The organism is Cupriavidus taiwanensis, from assembly GCF_900249755.1.
Taxonomy (GTDB): Bacteria; Pseudomonadota; Gammaproteobacteria; order Burkholderiales; family Burkholderiaceae; genus Cupriavidus; species Cupriavidus taiwanensis_D.
Genome location: NZ_LT976854.1, coordinates 2,205,484 through 2,223,108, shown reverse-complemented (window position 1 = coordinate 2,223,108; position 17,625 = coordinate 2,205,484). Strand labels below are relative to the sequence as shown.

Genomic DNA, 17,625 nt, shown 5'->3' with positions numbered 1-17,625 from the left:
TGCCGTGGCTGCTTCGCTGCGGAAGGCCTGACTTCGTTGAGGCTCCCTGCCCTCACCCCCGGCCCCTCTCCCGCAGGCGGGAGAGGGGAGCAAACCAGTGGTAGTGGTCGCGGGGCGCCGGCACGGCACTGGCGCTGGCGCGGACACACCCGGGCGCCAAGCGAGCGCAGCGACGCGTTCCGTGCCAGAGCCCCCGACCTGAGATACTCCCTGCGCAGCAGCCGTAGGCGTCCCCGCGATAAGGCCGGCAGCAGGCTGCCTACGCCCTAGTTTGGGATCGTTCAATAGTCGGTTATCGAAGGCGTTGTCCCTAACTCACATAGCGTTAGCAGGGTCGAACGGGCACCCAAGCCAAACGGAAATCACCACCGCTGGAACCACCAACGCCGTGGAATTGATTGCCAGCCGCACAGGCGACGCGTTTTTTGGTTACTTTTTGTCGCTCGGACAAAAAGTGACCCGCCCAGCAGGGCGGAACCAGGCGGTTCAAGAGCCGACAGCATGTCACCAACAGCGACGGAACAAGACCATCAACAAGCCTTAGCCCCCCGCATCAACCCCTCCCCCACCTCCTCCATCGCCGCCACCTTCCCCACCACATGCCTGACCACATGGTCACAAAAAACCTGCCTCCCATCCGCCAGAAACAACGCATGATCCATGCACCCATGCCGCTGCACGGTGACATGCGCCAGCGGCGCCAGCGCTTCCAGCTCTCTGCCAAAGCGCAGCTGCGCCTCATCCAGCCCCATATCCTCTGACCCGTACAGCATGTCGATCTGCACCCCACGCTCGTTCAGGCTGCGCATCGCGGCCCGCGCGTAGGCCGTGGCCGAGGCCAGGTCTTCGCCGCCGCGCAGCCGGGTCAGCCGGTACGCCGCGCGCTCGGTGGCATGCCGGTACGCGTGGCGCGCCATGGCCGCGGCGAGGGGGCCGATGCGCACGTCTCCCTGCAGCACCCGTTGCCAGTTGCCGCCACGGCGCGCGGCGGCCAGCCAGCCCTGCCACGATCGCGCGCCCTTGCCCGCGCTGCGGTCGTCGGCGCGGTCCCAGCGGAACTTCACCAGGTTGGCCAGCACCAGGCCGTTCACGCCGGGGTTGGACAGCGCGGCGTGCAGGCTCAGGAAGGCGCCGGAGCACACCCCGGCCAGCACGATGCAGCGGCAACCGCGTGCGCGCATCCAGTCGACCGCGGCGCTCACGTCGGCGCGCGGCCCGGGCGAGTAGATCTCGGGAATGCTCATGCTGCGCGGTGCGCGCGGGCTGTCGCCCAGCGCCGCCACGTCGAGCCGCAGCGAAACCACGCCCAGCCGTGCCAGCCGGCGCGCCAGCGTGACGAACATGCGGCCATCGCCGACATGGTGGTTGCCGCCGGTATTCGGGAAGATCACCGCGACCGGCGCGGGCGCCGCGTCGCGCGGCATGCACAGGATGCCGAACTGGCGCCGCGCATCGAGCCAGACCGACTCCTCGACCACGCCATCGACGGCCACGCGCAGCGATGCCGCGCGCACTGCCCCGTGCAGGTGCCGAAGCGCCGCCGGCAGCGCGGCCGATGCCGGCGCCAGCCACTGCACCAGTTGCCGCCAGGCCTGCGCCGGCACCCCGGCAAACTCGGCCGATTGCATCATCTCGCCGTACTCGGGAAACGCGGCCGTATCGACTTTTGCGCCGCCGTCGGTGTAGTACTGCGCCAGCGCGCCCGCCGCGGAGGCGGTGCCGGGCCAGGGGTCGAGCACCAGCACGCGCGGTGCGGGGCAGTTCGTGCCGCGGTCCAGGCGCAGCGCCTCCAGGTCGCGCACGGTGTCGGCGGTGAAGCGGAAGGCCAGCACGTCGAGCGCGCCCGCCGGTGCCGGTGACGGGGTTTCGGACGGCCCGACGCTGTTGAGCCAGTTCAGATGCAGTGCACGCAGCTCGCGCAGGTAGGCGCGGCCATTGACCACCGGCGCCAGCAGCACCAGTGCGGCAACGCGGCCCTGCCATGCCGGGTGCGAGCGCATCGCCTCGGCGGCCTGCACCGCGAGGCTGGCGCCGGCGCGCAGCCCGCACAGCACGATGCGCTCGACTCCCGCGAGCGCGCGCAGCTGCGCCGCCGCGGCGACGATGCTCGCGGCCGCGCGCCCGACGAAATGCGGCGCATCGCAGGCCCCGGCAGAGTCGCCGGTGCAGGGATAGTCAAAGCGCAGCACCGGCATGCCGGCCGCGGCGAGGTCGTCGGCGAGATGCCGCCATGCCCGGTGCGACCACATGGCCTCGTGGCCAAGCGGCGCGCACAGGACTACCCCGGTCTTTCCATGTGCCTCGTGCAGCCAGCCGGCACAGCCTTCGAACATAAGCCGCCTCATGTCGCCTCCTGGCGAGCGGATGGTCAGCCGCCGAGCCGGTGGAACAGGACCCGCATCTGCACGCAGAAACGGGTACGCTCACCCGTTTCCGCGTCCCCCTTATTCTCTTTTTTCTTCACGGTGCAGCGCCTGCCCGATGCGCCGCGAGATCGGCGTGGTCGCCGGCATCCCGAGGTACGGGTTGACGCTGCTGAACTCGGCACGGTTGCTGCGCTTGGCGATCACGCAGTTGAGAATGCCGCCCAGCAGGCGCGCATCGGCCCGCTGCAGGCGCTTGAGCGTTTCATCGACCTGGCCGGGCAGGGTCGCGTCGGCACGCAGCACCACCAGGGTCGAGCCGGCCAGGTTCGCGACCAGGCTGGCATCGGCCACCGCCAGCACCGGCGGAGTGTCGATCAGCACCAGGTCGAAGCGCGCGGCGCACTGGCGCAGCGCTTCGGCCATGCCGGGGCGCATCAGCAGTTCCGACGGGTTCGACGGCGGCAAGCCCGCCGGCAGGATCGACAAGCCGTTGACCACCGTGGGCCGCACCGCGGCCGACAGCGGCACGTGGCCGGTCAGCAGCTCGGCCAGGCCCGATTCGGCGGGCTGGTCGAACCAGCTGGCGACGCGGCCGCGGCGCAGGTCGGCGTCGATCAGCAGCACGCGCTGGCCGGCTTCGGCGAACAGCACGGCCAGGTTCACCGACGCAAAGGTCTTGCCCGCGCCGGGCGCCGGGCTGGTGACGGCGATGACATGGTCCGGCGCGCTGCGCAGGGCAAAATGCACCGCCGCGCGGATATTGCGCAGCCCTTCCACCGCCAGCGAGTGCGGCGCGTTGCGCGCCAGCAGGAACTGGTCGTGCAGGCCCAGCCGCAGCATCCGGTCGGCGCTGTCATCCTCCAGCGCGGCCACGTCGATCACCGCGCTCGACGGCCGCGGCCGCTCCAGGCGCGCCGACGGCGGCGCGGCATAGCCCGCGGCCACGCCCAGCAGCGCCTTGGCCGAGACCATGCGCTCGAGCGCCGCCTGTTCGCGGCTGAAGGCGATGTCGCCGAGCATGGTGATGCCCAGCTTGTCTTCCGCGTCATTGGCGGTGGCCACGGTGGGCCGCACGCGCTGGCGCAGCGTCAGCGCCCCGGCCGCCAGCAGCATGCCGAGCACGCCGCCGCCCGCGGCCGGCGGCCACGGTCCCATGCCGACCGGCACGGTGGGCGTGAGCGCGTTGTCGACGATGCGCACCTGCCCGGTGCGGTCGAGCTGCGCCAGCGACAGCTGCTCGACCTTGTTGCGCAAGGTCATGTACATGTCCTCGGCCACCTTGACGTCGCGCGTCAGCGCCACCGATTCGCGTTCCGATGCCGACAGGTTCTGCATGCGTGCGTCCATCTCCTGGCGCTCGCGCGTGAGCTGCTGGATCTGGCTGTCGACCGTGCGGACCTCGTTGGCTTCGGTGGTGAAGCGCTGCAGCAGCTTGGTGCGCTCCAGGCGCAGCAGCGCGATCTGGCGCTGGTATTCCATGCTGCCGTTCAAATAGGATTGCACGTCCTGGCTCGGCGCCAGCGAACCCGAGCGCGAGCGGTAGCGCGTCAGCGCGCTCTCGGCGCGCTCCAGCTCGGCCTTCACGCGCGGCAGTTCGCCCGACAGGAAGGCCAGCGTCGCGGCGGCGTCGTCCTGGCGCTGCTCGGCCTGGCCCTTGATATAGGAATCGGCAATGCCGTTGACCAGCGCGGCCGCGGTGGCGGGGTCGCGGTTCTGCCAGCTGATGCGCAGCGTGGTAGCGTCGCTCGATTCGCCCTCGACGCGCAATTCGCGCGTGACGGCATCGACGGTCAGCGTCAGGTCGCGCCGCGTCACCAGGAAGCGCGTACCCGGGCGCGCCTCGATCCGCCCCACCAGCATCGAGATGCCGCTGGCCTCGGCGACCTGGCCCGCGCGGCCCTCGACCTGCGCGTCCGGCCCGCTCAGCCGGAAGCCGTTGTCGGGCAGGATCTCCAGCGTCAGCGGCACGTTGAGCAGCCGCGCCGGAACGTTCAGGCGCTCCACCGCCACGCGCTCGCCGCCCCACGCATAGCCCAGCTCGGCCGGCCACGGCCCGCGCAGCTTGCCGGGCTCGGCGAAGTGGTTGACCACGCTGCCCAGCAGCGGCGCGCGCAGCGGCTGGATCTCGATATCCAGGTGCAGGCGCTCGACCACCGGGCCGACCACGGCACGGCTCTTGAGCATGCCCAGGTCCAGCTGCGGCGCGGCCGCGCGGCCGGCGCTGTCGCGCGTCTGCAGCTGCACCAGCGCCTTGGCGCGGTACAGGTCAGGGGTGGACAGCCACGCCATCCAGGCGATGGCGGCGCCGGTCAGCCCGGCGGCAAGGATCCAGCCTGCGTGGTCCAGCAGCACGCGCGCGTTCGCGCCGCTGCGCGGCGACACCTGGTCGGGTACCGGTACGGCTCCGGCAAATGACATTCTGCTCACGACATCTCTCCCCGCCAAACGCTGCCTCACGCCAATCACGCAGCAACCGGTGCCTGCCCGCCGCGCCTGCCGGCGCACGGGCCCACGCACTGGCCGCCGACCCCCTACTTGCGCCCGTAGTTGTCTTCGAACCTCACGATGTCGTCTTCGCCCAGATACGCGCCCGACTGCACCTCGATGATCTCCAGCGGCGTCTTGCCCGGGTTCTCTAGCCGGTGCAGCGTGCCGATGGGGATGTAGGTCGACTGGTTCTCCGAAAGAATGCTGATGCTGTCGCCGCAGGTCACGCGCGCGGTGCCGCGCACCACCACCCAGTGCTCGGCGCGGTGGTAGTGCATCTGCAGCGACAGGCTGGCGCCCGGTTCGACCACGATGCGCTTGACCTGGAAACGGTCGCCGCGGTCGATCGAGTCATAGCAGCCCCAGGGCCTGCGCACCTTGCGGTGGTTCACCACTTCATTGCCATGCTCGGAACGGATGCGCTGGACGATGTTCTTCACGTCCTGCACGTGGGCCTTGTCGACCACCAGCACCGCATCGGCGGTCTCCACCACCACCACGTCCTGCACCCCGACGCACGCGATCAGGCGGCCTTCGGAATGCGCCAGGCACGAGCTGGCGCCGTCGAACAGCACGCGCCCGCGCCCGGCATTGCCGCTGGCGTCCTTGGGCGCGATATCCCAGATCGCCGCCCACGAGCCCACGTCGGACCAGCCGGCATCGAGCGGCACCAGCATGCCGGCGATATCGGGCAGGGTCTCGAGCTTCTCCATCACGGCATAGTCGATCGAATCGGACGGACAGGCGTGGAACGCCTCCTTGCCCAGGCACAGCACCTCGCCGGCGCAGGCGGCGTGCTCGCTCGCCGCATAGGCGGCGCGGCATTGCCGTGCCATCTCGGGCTGCAGCTCGGCCACCGCGCGCAGCCACACCGAGGCGCGCACCACGAAGATGCCGCTGTTCCACCAGAACTCGCCGGACTCGACATAGTGCTTGGCCAGTTCCAGGTGCGGCTTCTCGACGAAGCGGTCCAGCATGAAGGCGCCGCGGTCGGCGCCGCCCGCCGCGCGGATGTAGCCGAAGCCGGTTTCCGGCGCCACCGGCTTCACGCCCAGCGTGACGATGGCACCCAGGTCCGCATGCTGGATCGCGGTGGCGATGGCCTCGCGGAAGGACGCGACGTCGGCCACGCTGTGGTCGGCCGGCGTGACCACCAGCACCGCATCGCCGCCCTCGCCCGCGGCGGCGAGCGCATGCAGCGCGGCCACCGTCAGCGCCGGCGCGGTATTGCGCCCGCACGGCTCGGACAGCACGCGCGCGGGCTTGCCGGCGCGCTTCATCATGTCGGTGATCATGAAGCGGTGCTCTTCGCCGCAAACCACGATCTGCGCCGCCTCCATGCCGTCCGGGCGGCCCGCCAGCGCGGCCACGCCGGCGAGGCGGTTGGCGGTGGCTTCGAGCAGCGTGTCTTCGGCAATCAGGTTCAGCAGCTGCTTCGGGAACTGTTCGCGCGACAGCGGCCACAGGCGCGTACCGGCGCCGCCGGCAAGGATCACGGGCTGCACCACCGGCAACGCCGCGCCATGCACCGCGCTGTCGCCCAGCCCCTGCAGGGCCGCATGGATTTCGCCGTTGACCGGCGGCGGCGTCTGGTTTTCTTCCCGGGTGCGAATTCGCATCATGCCTCCTGAAGTGTCGCCTGTTCCAAGCGTCCCGCGCATGCGGCGCGTCCGGCCCGGCGCTGCGCAGCCGCGGCCTCGCAGAAACGGGTACGCCCGGCAGCGGTCCCTGACCGCCATGACGGGGATGCCAGCCAGTCTAGGCAGCCGGCCTGGCGCAATCTGTTCGATTCCGCACACGCTACTTGCGCCGCCGCGGCAGGCCGCCCGCGATCGCGCGCGCTCTGTTGGAGAACGCACCGATGGCGGCGCCCGGCGGCGTTGCAATACAGTGGGCCGTGCAGGCGCAGCGCTTGCCATCGCGGCCCGGCGGCATGCACGCACGGCGGAGGAACGACATGGAGCGGGCGGTAGCAACCAGGGCAGCAAGCACGGCAAGCGCGGCCGCCGACCGCGGCTATCACTACACGCGCCAGTCGCCCTGCCACGTGGCCAGGCCGGTGCAGCGCTGGCTGCACGACGAAGCCGCGGTCTGGCAGGAGACCAATTGCTACATGGACCTGTGGATCGAGCTGCTGTACGGCTGGGGGCTGGAGCCGCGCGCGGCGCTGGCCTTCACCGTGACGCAGGACTACGAGGGCGACCATTTCACCTTCTTCAAGTATCCGCAGGCGGACCTCGAGCTGCTGTACGGCACGGTGGTGCAGGAGATGGCGGTCTACGACACGCTGCAGGCGCATCTGCTCGAACAGGTCGGGCGCGGCCATACCGTGCTGGTGGAGATGGACAGCTACTACCTGCCCGACACGCGCGCCACCGCCTACCGCCAGGCGCATGTGAAGACCACCGTCGCGATCGACCGGATCGACCCCGCTGCGCAGCGGCTGTCCTACTATCACAGCCTCGGCTACCACACCGCCGAAGCGCAGGACTACCGCGGCCTGTTGCGCCTCGCGCCCGAACTGCGCGACGGCAACATCCTGTTCCCGTACGCCGAATGCGCCAAGCGCGTGCGCGCGCCGTTGCGCGGCGTGGCCGCGGCCGACGCCGCCGCGGCGCTGATGCGCCACCACCTGGGACGGCGCCCCGCGCTGAACCCGGTCACGCGCTGGCGCGCCGACTTCGACGAACATGTCGCGGTGATCCTGGCACGCGGCGACGCCTACTTCCATCACTACGGCTTCAACCTGCCGCGCCAGTTGGGGGCGAACTTCGAGATGCTGCATCACTGCCTCGCTTGGTTCGGCGAGCATGGTTACGATGTGCCCGCACGCGTGGCGCAGGCGGCCAACCGCATGGCTGCGGAAAGCAAGGTGCTGCAGTTCCGCCTGGCCCGGGCCATGGCACGCAGCCGACCGGACCGCTGTAGCGAGTGCCTGGACACGATGGAGTGCGCTTATGAAACGGTCATCGCCGGCCTGCTGTCGGCGTTCGGCGCCGACCCCGCGCAGCGGGCATACGCCTGACGCCAACGGCAAGCGCCGCCAGCGCCGCCAGCGTTGCCGACGCTGGCCACACCACGGGCGCACGGCCGCTGCCGTGCCGCGCGCCCGGGGCGCTTCAGGCGTGGGCCAGCGCGGGCAACAGGCGGTCGTACTCGCGCTTGACCAGCTTGTAGCATTCGCAGGAATGCTTCTCGAGCCCGCAATGATCGAGGATGGTGATATGGCCGCGGCTGTGGTGGATCAGCCCCAGGTTTTCCAGCTTGCCGGCCGCTTCGGTGACGCCCTCGCGGCGCACGCCCAGCATGTTGGCGATGACCTGCTGGGTGATGACCAGCTCGTTGGAATTCATGCGGTCGCGCGCCAGCAGCAGCCAGCGGCACAGTTGCTTGTTCAGCGAGTGATGGCGGTTGCAGGCCGCGGTCTGCGCAATTTGCGTCAGCACCGCCTGCACATACAGCAGCGTGACCCGCTGCAGCGTCGGCAGGTAGGACAGCTCGGCGCGCAGCGCGCGCGCGGGAATGCGGTAGGCAAAACCCGGGCTGCGCACTTCGACGCGGCTGGGCATGGTGTCGCCGCCGGTCACCACCGGAATGCCGACCAGGCCTTCGTTGCCGACCGCGGCAAACTCCACCGTGGCGCCGTCTTCGAGCAGCGACAGCAGCGACACCACCGAAGTGGTCGGGAAATACACATGCACGATGCGCTGGCTGGTGTCAGTCAGCAATTCGCCGGCACGCAGCCGGACCAGTTCAAAGTGGCGCGACAGCGTTTCCCATTCCTGCCGCGGCAAGGCATTGAGCAGATGATTGACATGCAGGTCCGACCGTTGCGTGATCATGCTGATTCTCCCCGTTGACCCGGGACCGGCACTGGGCCGCCGCTCGCGCACTGGTTGCGTGGTGCAAGGCCCGGCTGTACCGCTCCACCCGTGACTGACGCTTACCGACTTGTTGACACCGCGTATGACTGACAGATGACGGGCCGCAGGCCGCTTTCCGTCCCGCCGCGCAAGCCCTGCGGTGCGCTGTGTGCCTGCCGCGTCGGTTGACTGTATTAAGTGCTATGGCGCACTGAAGCGACAGTAGGCAGACGGCTGGTACTCGTTCATCCTTTGGTTGGTTGGTAGCAGGCCGGCGCGGCGCCGCGCCCGTCCTTGCGGCTGGCGGCAACGGCAAGTGCCGGCCCGCGGCAAGCCCGCGGACCGCGTGCCGCGGCAGGCGGCCAGGCGAGGCATGGCAAGGGGGCAGCGCGCCGCGAGCGGCGCTTGCGTCCTACGCGCCGTAGCTGGCGGGGCGCTCGGCGTTGATGGCGTAGATCTCGCCCGAAGGGATGGGACCGGTGGCGGCGTCGGGGCCGCTCTCATGCATCAGGCGGATGCGCCGCGTTTCACCGGGCCCGAGGTGGAACCAGTCCTGTTCCGGCAGATAGGCGTGGTCCTCGATATGCACCCAGCGCGCAAAGCGGCGCGTGCCGATGCGCAGCCACCACTGGCCCTGCACGCATTCGACGCTGCCCTGCAGCTCGGGTGCCGCCAGCGCGCCGGCGCCGCGGTCGGGCAGGTAGACCGCCTGGCTCAGCGGCACGCCGCCGCTGTCGCCTTCGGCATGCAGCGTGGCCAGCACCACGTCGTGGGCGGGCGGGCCGAAGCGGTAGGCATAGGTGAAATCGAAGAAATGGTCGAGCATCGCCGCCGCCGCGATCCGGCAGGATTCGCGCGGGCGCAGCGCCAGCTCCTGCCGCGCCTGCGCCGCCACCGCCTCGCCGTCGCGCAGGCAGCGCAGCGTCAGCAGCACCGTGCGCGGCTGCGCGGTTTCGTTGATGACATGCACATGCAGGCCATTGAGGCCCTCGTCGGTCAGCAGCACCTGCACCGGCTGCGACACCGCGCGCAAGGCATGCCAGGCCGACTTGGGTCGGCCGCACGCATCGACGATGCCCCAGCCGGCACCGGGCAGCAGGTCCTGCAGCTGCCACACCAGGGCGCCCGCGCAGGTGGAACCCACGCGCCGCCACTCGCTGAAGACGTCCGTCATGACCTCGGCCACCACCGCGCGCGACAGCGCCAGGTAGCGCGCCGGGCGCTCATAGCGCAGGCGCGGCGGGTCGACCTGGTACAGCGCGCGCAGGTAGAAGTCGCGGATATCCTCGAAGTCCCACGCCGCGCCGGCATCGCGTGGCACGCGCGCCTTCCAGCGCGGGTCGTGCAGCGGCTGGGTCAGGCCGTGTTCGCGCAGCGTGCGCGCGCACGGCACGTTGGCAAAGGCCAGGCACTCGGCGGCAAAGCGCACGCGGGCCAGGCGCGCGTCCGCGAGCGGGCGCTGGTAGGCGCCCACGCCGTAGTAATGGGTGATGCCGGTATCGGGCTGGAACGGCCACGCGCCTTCGCTGGGCGAGTTGCGCACGTACACCGCATCGGCACGGTGCCTGGCCACCAGCCCGGGGATCAGCTCGTCGAACAGCGGCTGGCGCCAGTCGCCGCGCGGCGTGCCCAGCATCGCCGCCTGCTGCTCGGCTTCGCTGCCGCCGCACAGCACCGCGATGGCCGGATGCGCGCGCGTGGACTGCAGCCACTGGCCGACTTCGCGCGCGGCATCGTCCATCAGGCCGCGCGCGGCGTGCGGGTCCGCGCCATAGTCGAAATTGGCGAACATGAAGTCCTGCCACACCATCAGGCCGAGCGCGTCGCAGCAGCGGTAGAAGGCCTCGCCGGGGTAGCAGGTGACGCCGCTGACGCGCACCATGTTCATGCCCGCGCCGCGCGCCAGCCGCAGCCAGCGCGCCACGGCCTCGTCGCTGTCGGCCAGTCCTGGCAGGTCATGGCTGGACACGCAGGCACCGCGGCAGAAGATGCGCTCGCCATTGATGCGCAGCGCAAAGGCGCCGGGCTCGCCGTCGCGGTCTTCCTCCACGGTGCGAAAGCCGACCTGCGCGCAATGCAGCGCCTGCGTGCCGAGGTGCGCCTCGACGCGGTACAGGACCGGATCGCCGTGCGTGTGCGGCCACCAGCGGCGCGCGTGCGGCACGCGCAGCGTGCCGGCCAGCACATGCGTGCCCGTGCGCGCGAGGCTGCCCCAGACTTCGTCGTCGCCCTGCGCGGCCAGCCAGCGCGCCTGTGCCGGCGCTGGTCCCGGGAAGTGCAGCGTCAGCGTGATGATGCCGTCGGTGCCGTCGGTACCGTCGAGCTGCGTGCTGACCTCGGCGCGCACGCCGTGCAGCGGATCGGCGCTGGCCGGATCCAGCAGCTCGATGCTGCGCCACGGTCCGACCGCATGGACCGGCGGGCACCAGCCCGGCATGTGGCCGAGCAGCGTGGTGCGCACCGCGCGCAGCGCGGGAGGCACGATCATGCGCGGCTTCCAGCGGACCTGCCCGCGCTGCCCGCGCAGCCACGGATGCAGCGCGCGAAAGCACAGGTGCAGCGTGTTGTCTCCGGCCAGCTGCACCGCCACCTGGTGGGCCGCGAACATATGGCGCGTGGTGAGCACCAGCACCCCGTTGAGCCACACTTCGGCCAGCGTCGCCAGGCCATTGCAGCGCAGCGTGCGCGCGCCGCTGCCGGCAAAGCGCACGCGGTACCAGTAGTCATGCCGGTGCAGCGGCGGCGGCGCGCTGTCGTCCCAGCGGCCCGCCGCGCGCATGGCCGCGGCCACCGTGCCGGGCACGGGCGCGGGCAGCCAAGCCGCATCGGGCGCCAGCTCCGCCGGCGTCTGCACAGCGCCCGCGAGCGTTTCCAGCCAGCGCCAGTCGCCTGCCAGCTCGCATGGGCCAACGGCCACGCCCGGGGCGATCGCCGGGCAGGATGCGGTAGTTGTCGTCGCGGCAGGCGTGCCCGCGGACTGGCCTTGCGCCAGTTGCGCCGCGTCGCGCGCGCTCATGCCACGCTCGCGCCGAAGTGCGAGGCCAGCGCCGGCACCGTGCCGTGGTAGGCCTGCTCGAGCTGGTCCAGGCAGTCCTGGCAGGGATCGGACTTGCGGCTGATCACCGCGCGCATCAGCCGGAACTGCATCACCATGGCTTCGGAGGCCATGGTGTAGCAGGCCTCGCCGATGCTGTCGGGCAGCGAGTGCCCGTGCAGCACCAGCCAGCGCAGGTAGCGGCCGAGCAGTTCGAAGTTGACGCCCAGCTGGCGCAAGACGCTGGTCGCATAGACCTGGAAGTTGGGCTCGCCGCGCGCCATCAGGTGTTCGAGATGGCCGGGGAACGCCATGCGGAACACGCTGATCGGGTTCTGCTGCGGACGGCGCGACAGGTGGTGGCGCAGCAGCTCCAGCGAAGTCCGCATCAGCGCGGCATCGGTCAGCGCGGCAAAGCGCCGCCGCGCCACCGACGCGTGCGGGAACGCCGCGACGTCACCGTAGCCTACCGTCGCCGGGCGGAAGATGGCGGCATAGTCGTCGCCGCTGGCGGTGTGGTAGCCGTCGCCGTGGAAATAGCCCACCGCGGCCGCCTCGGGCACCAGCACGTCGATGCCGATGCACGAGCGCATATGCTGGCGGCGGTAGGTGCCGGCCGGCTGCGGCAGCTGGTAGCTGTCGACTTCGAGCAGCACCACGTTGCCGCGCGCGGTCTGGGTGGCAACATGCGCCTCGAGCCGGTCGTACATCGACAGCTCGTGCGTGACGATGCCGTACAGGCGCTCCAGGTCGTTGGCGGGGAATGCCGAGAGCGTGAACTGGTCGCCCTCGAAGTCCTGCGCCACGGTGAACGGCAGTGCGGCAATGGGCTCGAGATCCCACCCCTGCAGCAGCTCGACCCACAGGTCGATCTGCTGGTTCGCATGGGACCAGACCGGATTGCCGCCATGCCAGGTGGAGCGGCCTGCGCGCACCCTGGCCCTGCCGTCGCCGTACATTTACTCTCCCCACAGCGTGTCGCGGACGGTTTGGGGCCAGCGTGCCGGATCCAAGCCGTGGTGGCGCAGCAGCGCCAGCGCCATGCGCTCGACGCCGATGCCGACGCAGCCCGTGTGCGCGATGGCGCCGTCCGCGGTGCGCAGGCCCCACATGTTGCCGAAGTGGTCCATGTGGTAGTTGAAGCTCATGCACGCCGAGGGCGGCGCGCCGTCGTTGATCGGGATCAGCAGCTCGAACTTGAGCCTGAGCTCGCGCTGGCTTTCGGCCACGAGCTTGCCGGCGCGCCCGAAGAACGGATCGTTGGCAACGTCGGTCTGCACCGGCAGCAGCAGCGCCTCGGCCAGCTCCGGCACGCGCGCGAGCCACTGCTCGCGGAACGCCGCGATGCGCTGCGGCGTGCCCAGGCAGACATACTCGCGCTGGCGGAACAGCTGCATGCGGGTCGGCTCCAGCGAAGACTCGTGGCGGAAGCAGTACGACATCACGTTGACCACCTTGCCGCCCTCGGGCAGCGGGCCGCGCCGCGCGATCACCGGGTAGACCGGATAGCACGCCGCCGGGGTCAGCACCACGCCGGTCGGCTGCTGCTGGTCGGTCCAGTCGTCCTTGTCCTCCAGGCGCGCCAGCAGGCGGCGGTGGCCCTTGTCGTCGCCGCAGAAGCTGTGCACGGTGCCGGCCAGCTGCGGAAAGCTCTTCATGTAGCCGCTGGCCTCGAAATCGGCCTGGCCCATGGCCGGCGGGAAGTGCAGCGTCTCGGCGCCGAGCCCGTGCCCCAGCCGCGTCATGACGGTGTTCATGCCCTCGCAGATCGATTCGAAGGTGGTGTTGCGGCCATAGAGGCCGGGCACGCCGGTCGGGATCATCAGGCCCTCGGCCACCAGTTGCTCGAGGAAGGTGGGGCCGGATGGGCCCGGCGCCGGCTTGCCGTCCGGCGCGGCGGCACTGGCGTCGGCCGCGGCGCCGCCCAGGGCGCCGGCGTCGGTCAGGGTATGGAGGTCCATGCGATCTCCCTCAGGAACGGTCGGCCAGCAACAGATTGGCCGTGTTGGTCAGGATGCGGTCGTTGTTGATCATCAGCGGCGCCGACCACAGGTCGCGCAAGTGGCGGCCCAGGCTGAATGGCGTGCCTTGCTTGTAGCCCGCCATGCCGCACACCAGCATGGCTTGCTGCACCGCGTCCAGCGCCAGCGTGGACACCGCGGTCTTGAGCCCGTTCATGCCCGCGGCCAGCGCGAATGCGCCGGACACCGACGGCTCGGCATGGCGGCGGCGCTGTTGCGCCAGCGCCAGCTCCAGCCGTCCTTCGATCAGCTGCAGCAGGCTGACCGCTTCGGCCACGCGCGCCGCCGACGGCGGCAGCGAGCCGGGCCGCGCCCGTGCCTGCCCCTGGAAGTAAGTCTTGGCGCGCGCCACCGCATCGCTGCAGATGCCGAGCCACAGCGCACTCCACAAAATGTGCGACACCGGCGTCATGGTGGCGTCGGCGATCTCGCCGAACGGCACCGGCAGCACCTGTGCCAGCGCACCCGTGGCTTCGAGCCGGAAGCCATTGCTGCAGGTGCCGCGCATGCCCAGCGTGTCCCACGCGTTCAGGCTTTGCAGCGTGTAGTCCGGCTTCAGCGCGCACACCAGGACCTGGTCCGAGGGCGCGGCATCGGCATGGCGGCGCGACGTGATCAGGATGCCGTCGGCATGCGCACCGTACGAAATAGTCGGCGCCATCTTGAGCAGGTGAAAGCGCTCGCCGTCGACGTTGAGCGCGCAGCCGCTGCTGCGCAGCGCGCCGCCGATGGCCTCTTCGGACGTCGCCGAAGCCAGCAGCAATTGCTCGGCGGCGATGCGTGCGAGCAGGGCCTGGTGCCACGGGCTGCCGGTACCGTGTTCGAGCACGCAGGCCACCTGGATCTGGTGCATGGCGTAGATCATCCCGGTCGACGCGCACGCGGCGCCGAGCACGCGGCAGATTGCCGCCACCGTGGCCAGCGAGGCACCGGCGCCGCCCTGCGCTGCCGGCACCATGGCGCCGACCAGGCCAAGCTCGCGCAGGCTGTCGAAGGCTTCCTGCGGGAAGCGCGCGTCGCGATCGACCGCGTCGGCATGCGCCTGCGCGACCGCGGCGGCGGCCTGGGCGGCGGCGAGCAGCGCCTCGGCGCTGACCCGCACGGCGTCCGGGTCCGCGCTGGAATGCGCCAGTGCCACCCGGGCCGCGGGGGTCATGCTGCCTCCTGCTGCTGCCGGATCTGTTCGACCGCGGTGGCCAGGGAATCGACGCTGCGGAACAGCTGGCGCGTCAGCATCTGGTCCGGGATCTCGATGTCGAAAGCATTCTCGAGCGCGAGCATCACGTGCACGGTGGCCAGCGACGACAAGCCGGCGGCATACAGGTCATCGCTGTCTGCCAGGTCGGCGAGCGGCACATCGAGCCGGGCAACATCGCCCAGGATGCTGCGGATGGTTGCTTTCATGGAACACCTCCGGTTTTATGGGTGCGGCCTATTGCACGCTTAACGGGCTGCGGCTTCGGTACGTTTGCGCACCAATCCGTGCGCCCCCGGGCACCACCGCAGCTGCCCTTGCAATTGCCTCAGTACGCACTGGCGCCGGTCCACCCGTGCAGCGCGGTGCGCAGGATGATCTGCAGGTCGAGCTGGAACGACCAGTGCTGGATGTAGTAGATGTCGAACTCGATACGCCGGCGCATTTTCTCGACGGTATCGGTCTGGCCGCGCAGGCCGTTGATCTGGGCCCAGCCGGTGATGCCCGGCTTCACGCGGTGGCGCAGCATGTAGCGGTCGATCAGCTCCTTGTAGAGCTCGTTGTGCTCCATGGCATGGGGGCGCGGGCCCACCACCGACATCTCGCCGCGCAGCACATTGAAGAACTGGGGCAGTTCGTCCAGGCTGGTGCGGCGCAGGAAAGCGCCCACCCGGGTCACGCGCGCATCGCCGCGTACCGCCTGCGTCACGCCCGCATCGGCGTGCAGGCGCATGGTGCGGAACTTGAAGACATCGAACGGGCGCCCGTCCATGCCCAGCCGCCGCTGGCGGAACAGCACCGGCCCGGGCGACGACAGCTTCACCAGCGCCGCCACCACCAGCAGCACCGGCGCCAGGCCGATCAGCGCGGCGAGCGCGAAGGCGCGGTCGAAGCTGGCCTTGAGCAGGCCGGTGATGCCCGACACCGGCGGGCTGTTCAGGTCGATCACGGGCAGGCCGAGGAACTCGCTGAAGCGGTGGCCCAGCAGCTCCACCGACATCACGTCGGGGATCCAGCGGATATCGATCAGCTCGTTGCGGAACTGCCGCACCACGTCGTACAGGTCGCGGCACGCCACCATCGGCAGCGTCAGCCAGATCTCCCTGACGGCCTGGCTGCGCACGAACAGGTTGACCTCCTCCATGGTGCGCAGCGAGACCACGCCGTCCGGCACCGCGATCGGCTCTTCATGGTAGATGCCGACCACGCGGTAGCCGGCGGCGCGGATCTGGTCGACGCGCAGGTACATCTCGCGGCCCAGCGGCCCGTAGCCGAAGATCACCACGCGCTTGGCGTTGATGCCCTGCTCGCGCACATTGCCCAGCATGCGGAACATGACCGCACGCACCCCCGCCAGCGCCAGCAGGCCGGAACCGAACCAGCCCAGCGACCAGACCCGCGACACCGCGGCGATCTGGTGCATCAGGAACGCCGTCATCAGCCCGACGATAAACACCGTGGCCCAGGCCGCGAGCAGGCGCAGCACCAGCGCCGCGCGGCTGCGCCCGCGCCACGACTCATAGATGCCAAACGCAGGGAACACCGCCAGCACCCCGACCGAGCACAGCGCCGCCAGAAAGCCGTGGACCGGCGCGGCGCCGCGGATGCCCTCCGGAAAGTACAGCGCACCGATCATCACCGCGCAGACACCGACCAGCACCGCGTCGGCCAGCCGGTACAACAGGTGCAGTGCCGTGTGTCGCTCTGCCGCAAAGGTCGAACTGGATGCCATGGCCGCCCACCGCGAATGCAATTCTCGATGGAGCGATGGTTGCCGAGCCGCCCTCTAGTGTCTGTTGGCGGGCGCACACAGGGGGCGGCGGGATCAGCCTGGCGCGGTCGCTCTCGGCACGCGCTGCGGGCGCGCGACGGCGTGGCCCCTGGCGTACCCGGGCACGCGCGAGAGCATGGCCCATTCGCCGCGCTGGAAGGTGCGCTCGCGCCCGGACAGCAGCATGGCAAGTTGCTGGATCAGCGCGTGCGAGGCGCCCACGGTGCCGGTCATCGGCATCACCAGCGCCGTGGCCAGCACCACGCTGGTCAGCACCATCGCCAGCGGCCCGTGCGGCGTGGTGCGCCGCAGGATGAACGGCAGGCTCACGCACAGGCCTACCGCCAGCCCGCCCGCTACCTCCGACACCGAGTGCGCATGCAGCGCCAGCCGCGACACCCCAACCAGCAGCGCCAGGCCCACGCCCGCGCCCGCCGCCAGCCAGCCCAGGCGCCGCCACGCGGCCGGCACCGCCAGGTACAGCAGCACCGGCAGCACCGACGCCGCCATCATCGCGTGGCCAGAGAAGCCGGTGAAGTCCAGCGCCGCGCTGCCGATGCCCCAGCCCAGGAACGCGAGCTTGGACGCCAGCACCAGCAGCGCGGCCGCGGCGAACGCCAGCACCCAGTGGCGCGCGCTGCCAGGCGCGCCGCGCCAGTACAGCCACAGCGACAGGAACGCGGCGCAAGGCAGCAGGTACGCGGATTCGCCGAACAGGGAAACGAGATGCCAGTGGCTCATGGGCGTGCGAGAGAGATGTGAGGGGTGGGAGTCAGGGCCTGGTGGCGCAGCGTACCACCGCGCCGCGCGCGGCGGCATCGCCCGCCTGGGCGGATCGTCAGGGCGCCGCATGCGCGCGCATCGCGGCCCCGGTCTGCGCCGGTCAGG

General features: G+C 70.6%; 12 protein-coding genes. 1 reads left to right on the top strand and 11 read right to left on the bottom strand.

The genetic code is table 11. The annotated features are described in order from the left end of the window. Positions 1 to 530: 530 nt before the first annotated feature. The 3 genes from CBM2594_RS25530 to CBM2594_RS25520 all read right to left on the bottom strand — a co-directional run bounded on the left by CBM2594_RS25530 (position 531) and on the right by CBM2594_RS25520 (position 6,475). The gene (locus tag CBM2594_RS25530; RefSeq protein WP_116359542.1) at positions 531 to 2,345 is read right to left on the bottom strand and encodes an alpha/beta hydrolase; all 1,815 of its coding nucleotides are present in this window, start codon (positions 2,343 to 2,345) and stop codon (positions 531 to 533) included. Positions 2,346 to 2,444: 99 nt separating this feature from the next. Further along, positions 2,445 to 4,784: a polysaccharide biosynthesis tyrosine autokinase gene (locus CBM2594_RS25525; protein ID WP_116359541.1), complete on the bottom strand. Its 2,340-nt coding sequence runs from the start codon at positions 4,782 to 4,784 to the stop codon at positions 2,445 to 2,447. A gap of 113 nt (positions 4,785 to 4,897) precedes the next feature. Further along, on the bottom strand, positions 4,898 to 6,475 hold the full coding sequence (locus tag CBM2594_RS25520; protein ID WP_116359540.1) for a mannose-1-phosphate guanylyltransferase/mannose-6-phosphate isomerase: 1,578 nt from the start codon (positions 6,473 to 6,475) through the stop codon (positions 4,898 to 4,900). A gap of 335 nt (positions 6,476 to 6,810) precedes the next feature. Between CBM2594_RS25520 and CBM2594_RS25515 the strand changes: the two genes are divergently transcribed. Continuing rightward, positions 6,811 to 7,878, top strand: coding sequence for a DUF1839 family protein (locus CBM2594_RS25515; protein ID WP_116359539.1), 1,068 nt, complete (start codon positions 6,811 to 6,813; stop codon positions 7,876 to 7,878). Positions 7,879 to 7,972: 94 nt separating this feature from the next. Here CBM2594_RS25515 and CBM2594_RS25510 read toward each other — a convergent pair whose 3' ends face one another. From CBM2594_RS25510 to CBM2594_RS25475, 8 genes are all read right to left on the bottom strand, one after another. Beyond that, on the bottom strand, positions 7,973 to 8,695 hold the full coding sequence (locus CBM2594_RS25510) for a Crp/Fnr family transcriptional regulator (protein ID WP_012354880.1): 723 nt from the start codon (positions 8,693 to 8,695) through the stop codon (positions 7,973 to 7,975). Positions 8,696 to 9,128: 433 nt separating this feature from the next. Beyond that, positions 9,129 to 11,732: a glycosyl hydrolase 2 galactose-binding domain-containing protein gene (locus CBM2594_RS25505; protein WP_232346753.1), complete on the bottom strand. Its 2,604-nt coding sequence runs from the start codon at positions 11,730 to 11,732 to the stop codon at positions 9,129 to 9,131. Beyond that, the gene (locus tag CBM2594_RS25500) at positions 11,729 to 12,709 is read right to left on the bottom strand and encodes a DUF1839 family protein (protein ID WP_116359538.1); all 981 of its coding nucleotides are present in this window, start codon (positions 12,707 to 12,709) and stop codon (positions 11,729 to 11,731) included. Before CBM2594_RS25500 ends, CBM2594_RS25505 begins: the two co-directional genes overlap by 4 nt. Beyond that, positions 12,710 to 13,711, bottom strand: a complete 1,002-nt coding sequence (locus tag CBM2594_RS25495; protein WP_116359537.1) for an amino acid--[acyl-carrier-protein] ligase — start codon at positions 13,709 to 13,711, stop codon at positions 12,710 to 12,712. Positions 13,712 to 13,721: 10 nt separating this feature from the next. Further along, positions 13,722 to 14,927 (bottom strand): acyl-CoA dehydrogenase family protein, encoded by a 1,206-nt coding sequence (locus CBM2594_RS25490; RefSeq protein WP_116359536.1) that lies wholly within the window; start codon positions 14,925 to 14,927, stop codon positions 13,722 to 13,724. Further along, entirely contained in the window at positions 14,924 to 15,175 is a 252-nt protein-coding gene (locus CBM2594_RS25485; RefSeq protein WP_116359535.1) for an acyl carrier protein, read from the bottom strand. The genes CBM2594_RS25490 and CBM2594_RS25485 overlap by 4 nt, the downstream gene beginning before the upstream one ends. 119 nt (positions 15,176 to 15,294) lie before the next feature. Next, positions 15,295 to 16,698, bottom strand: coding sequence for an undecaprenyl-phosphate glucose phosphotransferase (locus tag CBM2594_RS25480; RefSeq protein ID WP_116359534.1), 1,404 nt, complete (start codon positions 16,696 to 16,698; stop codon positions 15,295 to 15,297). Between the two features lie 93 nt (positions 16,699 to 16,791). Next, entirely contained in the window at positions 16,792 to 17,478 is a 687-nt protein-coding gene (locus CBM2594_RS25475) for a phosphatase PAP2 family protein (RefSeq protein ID WP_116359533.1), read from the bottom strand. Between the last annotated feature and the right edge of the window lie 147 nt (positions 17,479 to 17,625).

Coding starts and splice junctions, on each gene's coding strand:
- CBM2594_RS25515 (WP_116359539.1), top strand. CDS start 6,811: ATGGAGCGGGCGGTAGCAACCAGGGCAGCAAGCACGGCAAGCGCGGCC.
- CBM2594_RS25505 (WP_232346753.1), bottom strand. CDS start 11,732: ATGAGCGCGCGCGACGCGGCGCAACTGGCGCAAGGCCAGTCCGCGGGC.
- CBM2594_RS25525 (WP_116359541.1), bottom strand. CDS start 4,784: ATGTCATTTGCCGGAGCCGTACCGGTACCCGACCAGGTGTCGCCGCGC.
- CBM2594_RS25530 (WP_116359542.1), bottom strand. CDS start 2,345: ATGAGGCGGCTTATGTTCGAAGGCTGTGCCGGCTGGCTGCACGAGGCA.
- CBM2594_RS25520 (WP_116359540.1), bottom strand. CDS start 6,475: ATGATGCGAATTCGCACCCGGGAAGAAAACCAGACGCCGCCGCCGGTC.
- CBM2594_RS25480 (WP_116359534.1), bottom strand. CDS start 16,698: ATGGCATCCAGTTCGACCTTTGCGGCAGAGCGACACACGGCACTGCAC.
- CBM2594_RS25495 (WP_116359537.1), bottom strand. CDS start 13,711: ATGGACCTCCATACCCTGACCGACGCCGGCGCCCTGGGCGGCGCCGCG.
- CBM2594_RS25500 (WP_116359538.1), bottom strand. CDS start 12,709: ATGTACGGCGACGGCAGGGCCAGGGTGCGCGCAGGCCGCTCCACCTGG.
- CBM2594_RS25475 (WP_116359533.1), bottom strand. CDS start 17,478: ATGAGCCACTGGCATCTCGTTTCCCTGTTCGGCGAATCCGCGTACCTG.
- CBM2594_RS25490 (WP_116359536.1), bottom strand. CDS start 14,927: ATGACCCCCGCGGCCCGGGTGGCACTGGCGCATTCCAGCGCGGACCCG.
- CBM2594_RS25510 (WP_012354880.1), bottom strand. CDS start 8,695: ATGATCACGCAACGGTCGGACCTGCATGTCAATCATCTGCTCAATGCC.
- CBM2594_RS25485 (WP_116359535.1), bottom strand. CDS start 15,175: ATGAAAGCAACCATCCGCAGCATCCTGGGCGATGTTGCCCGGCTCGAT.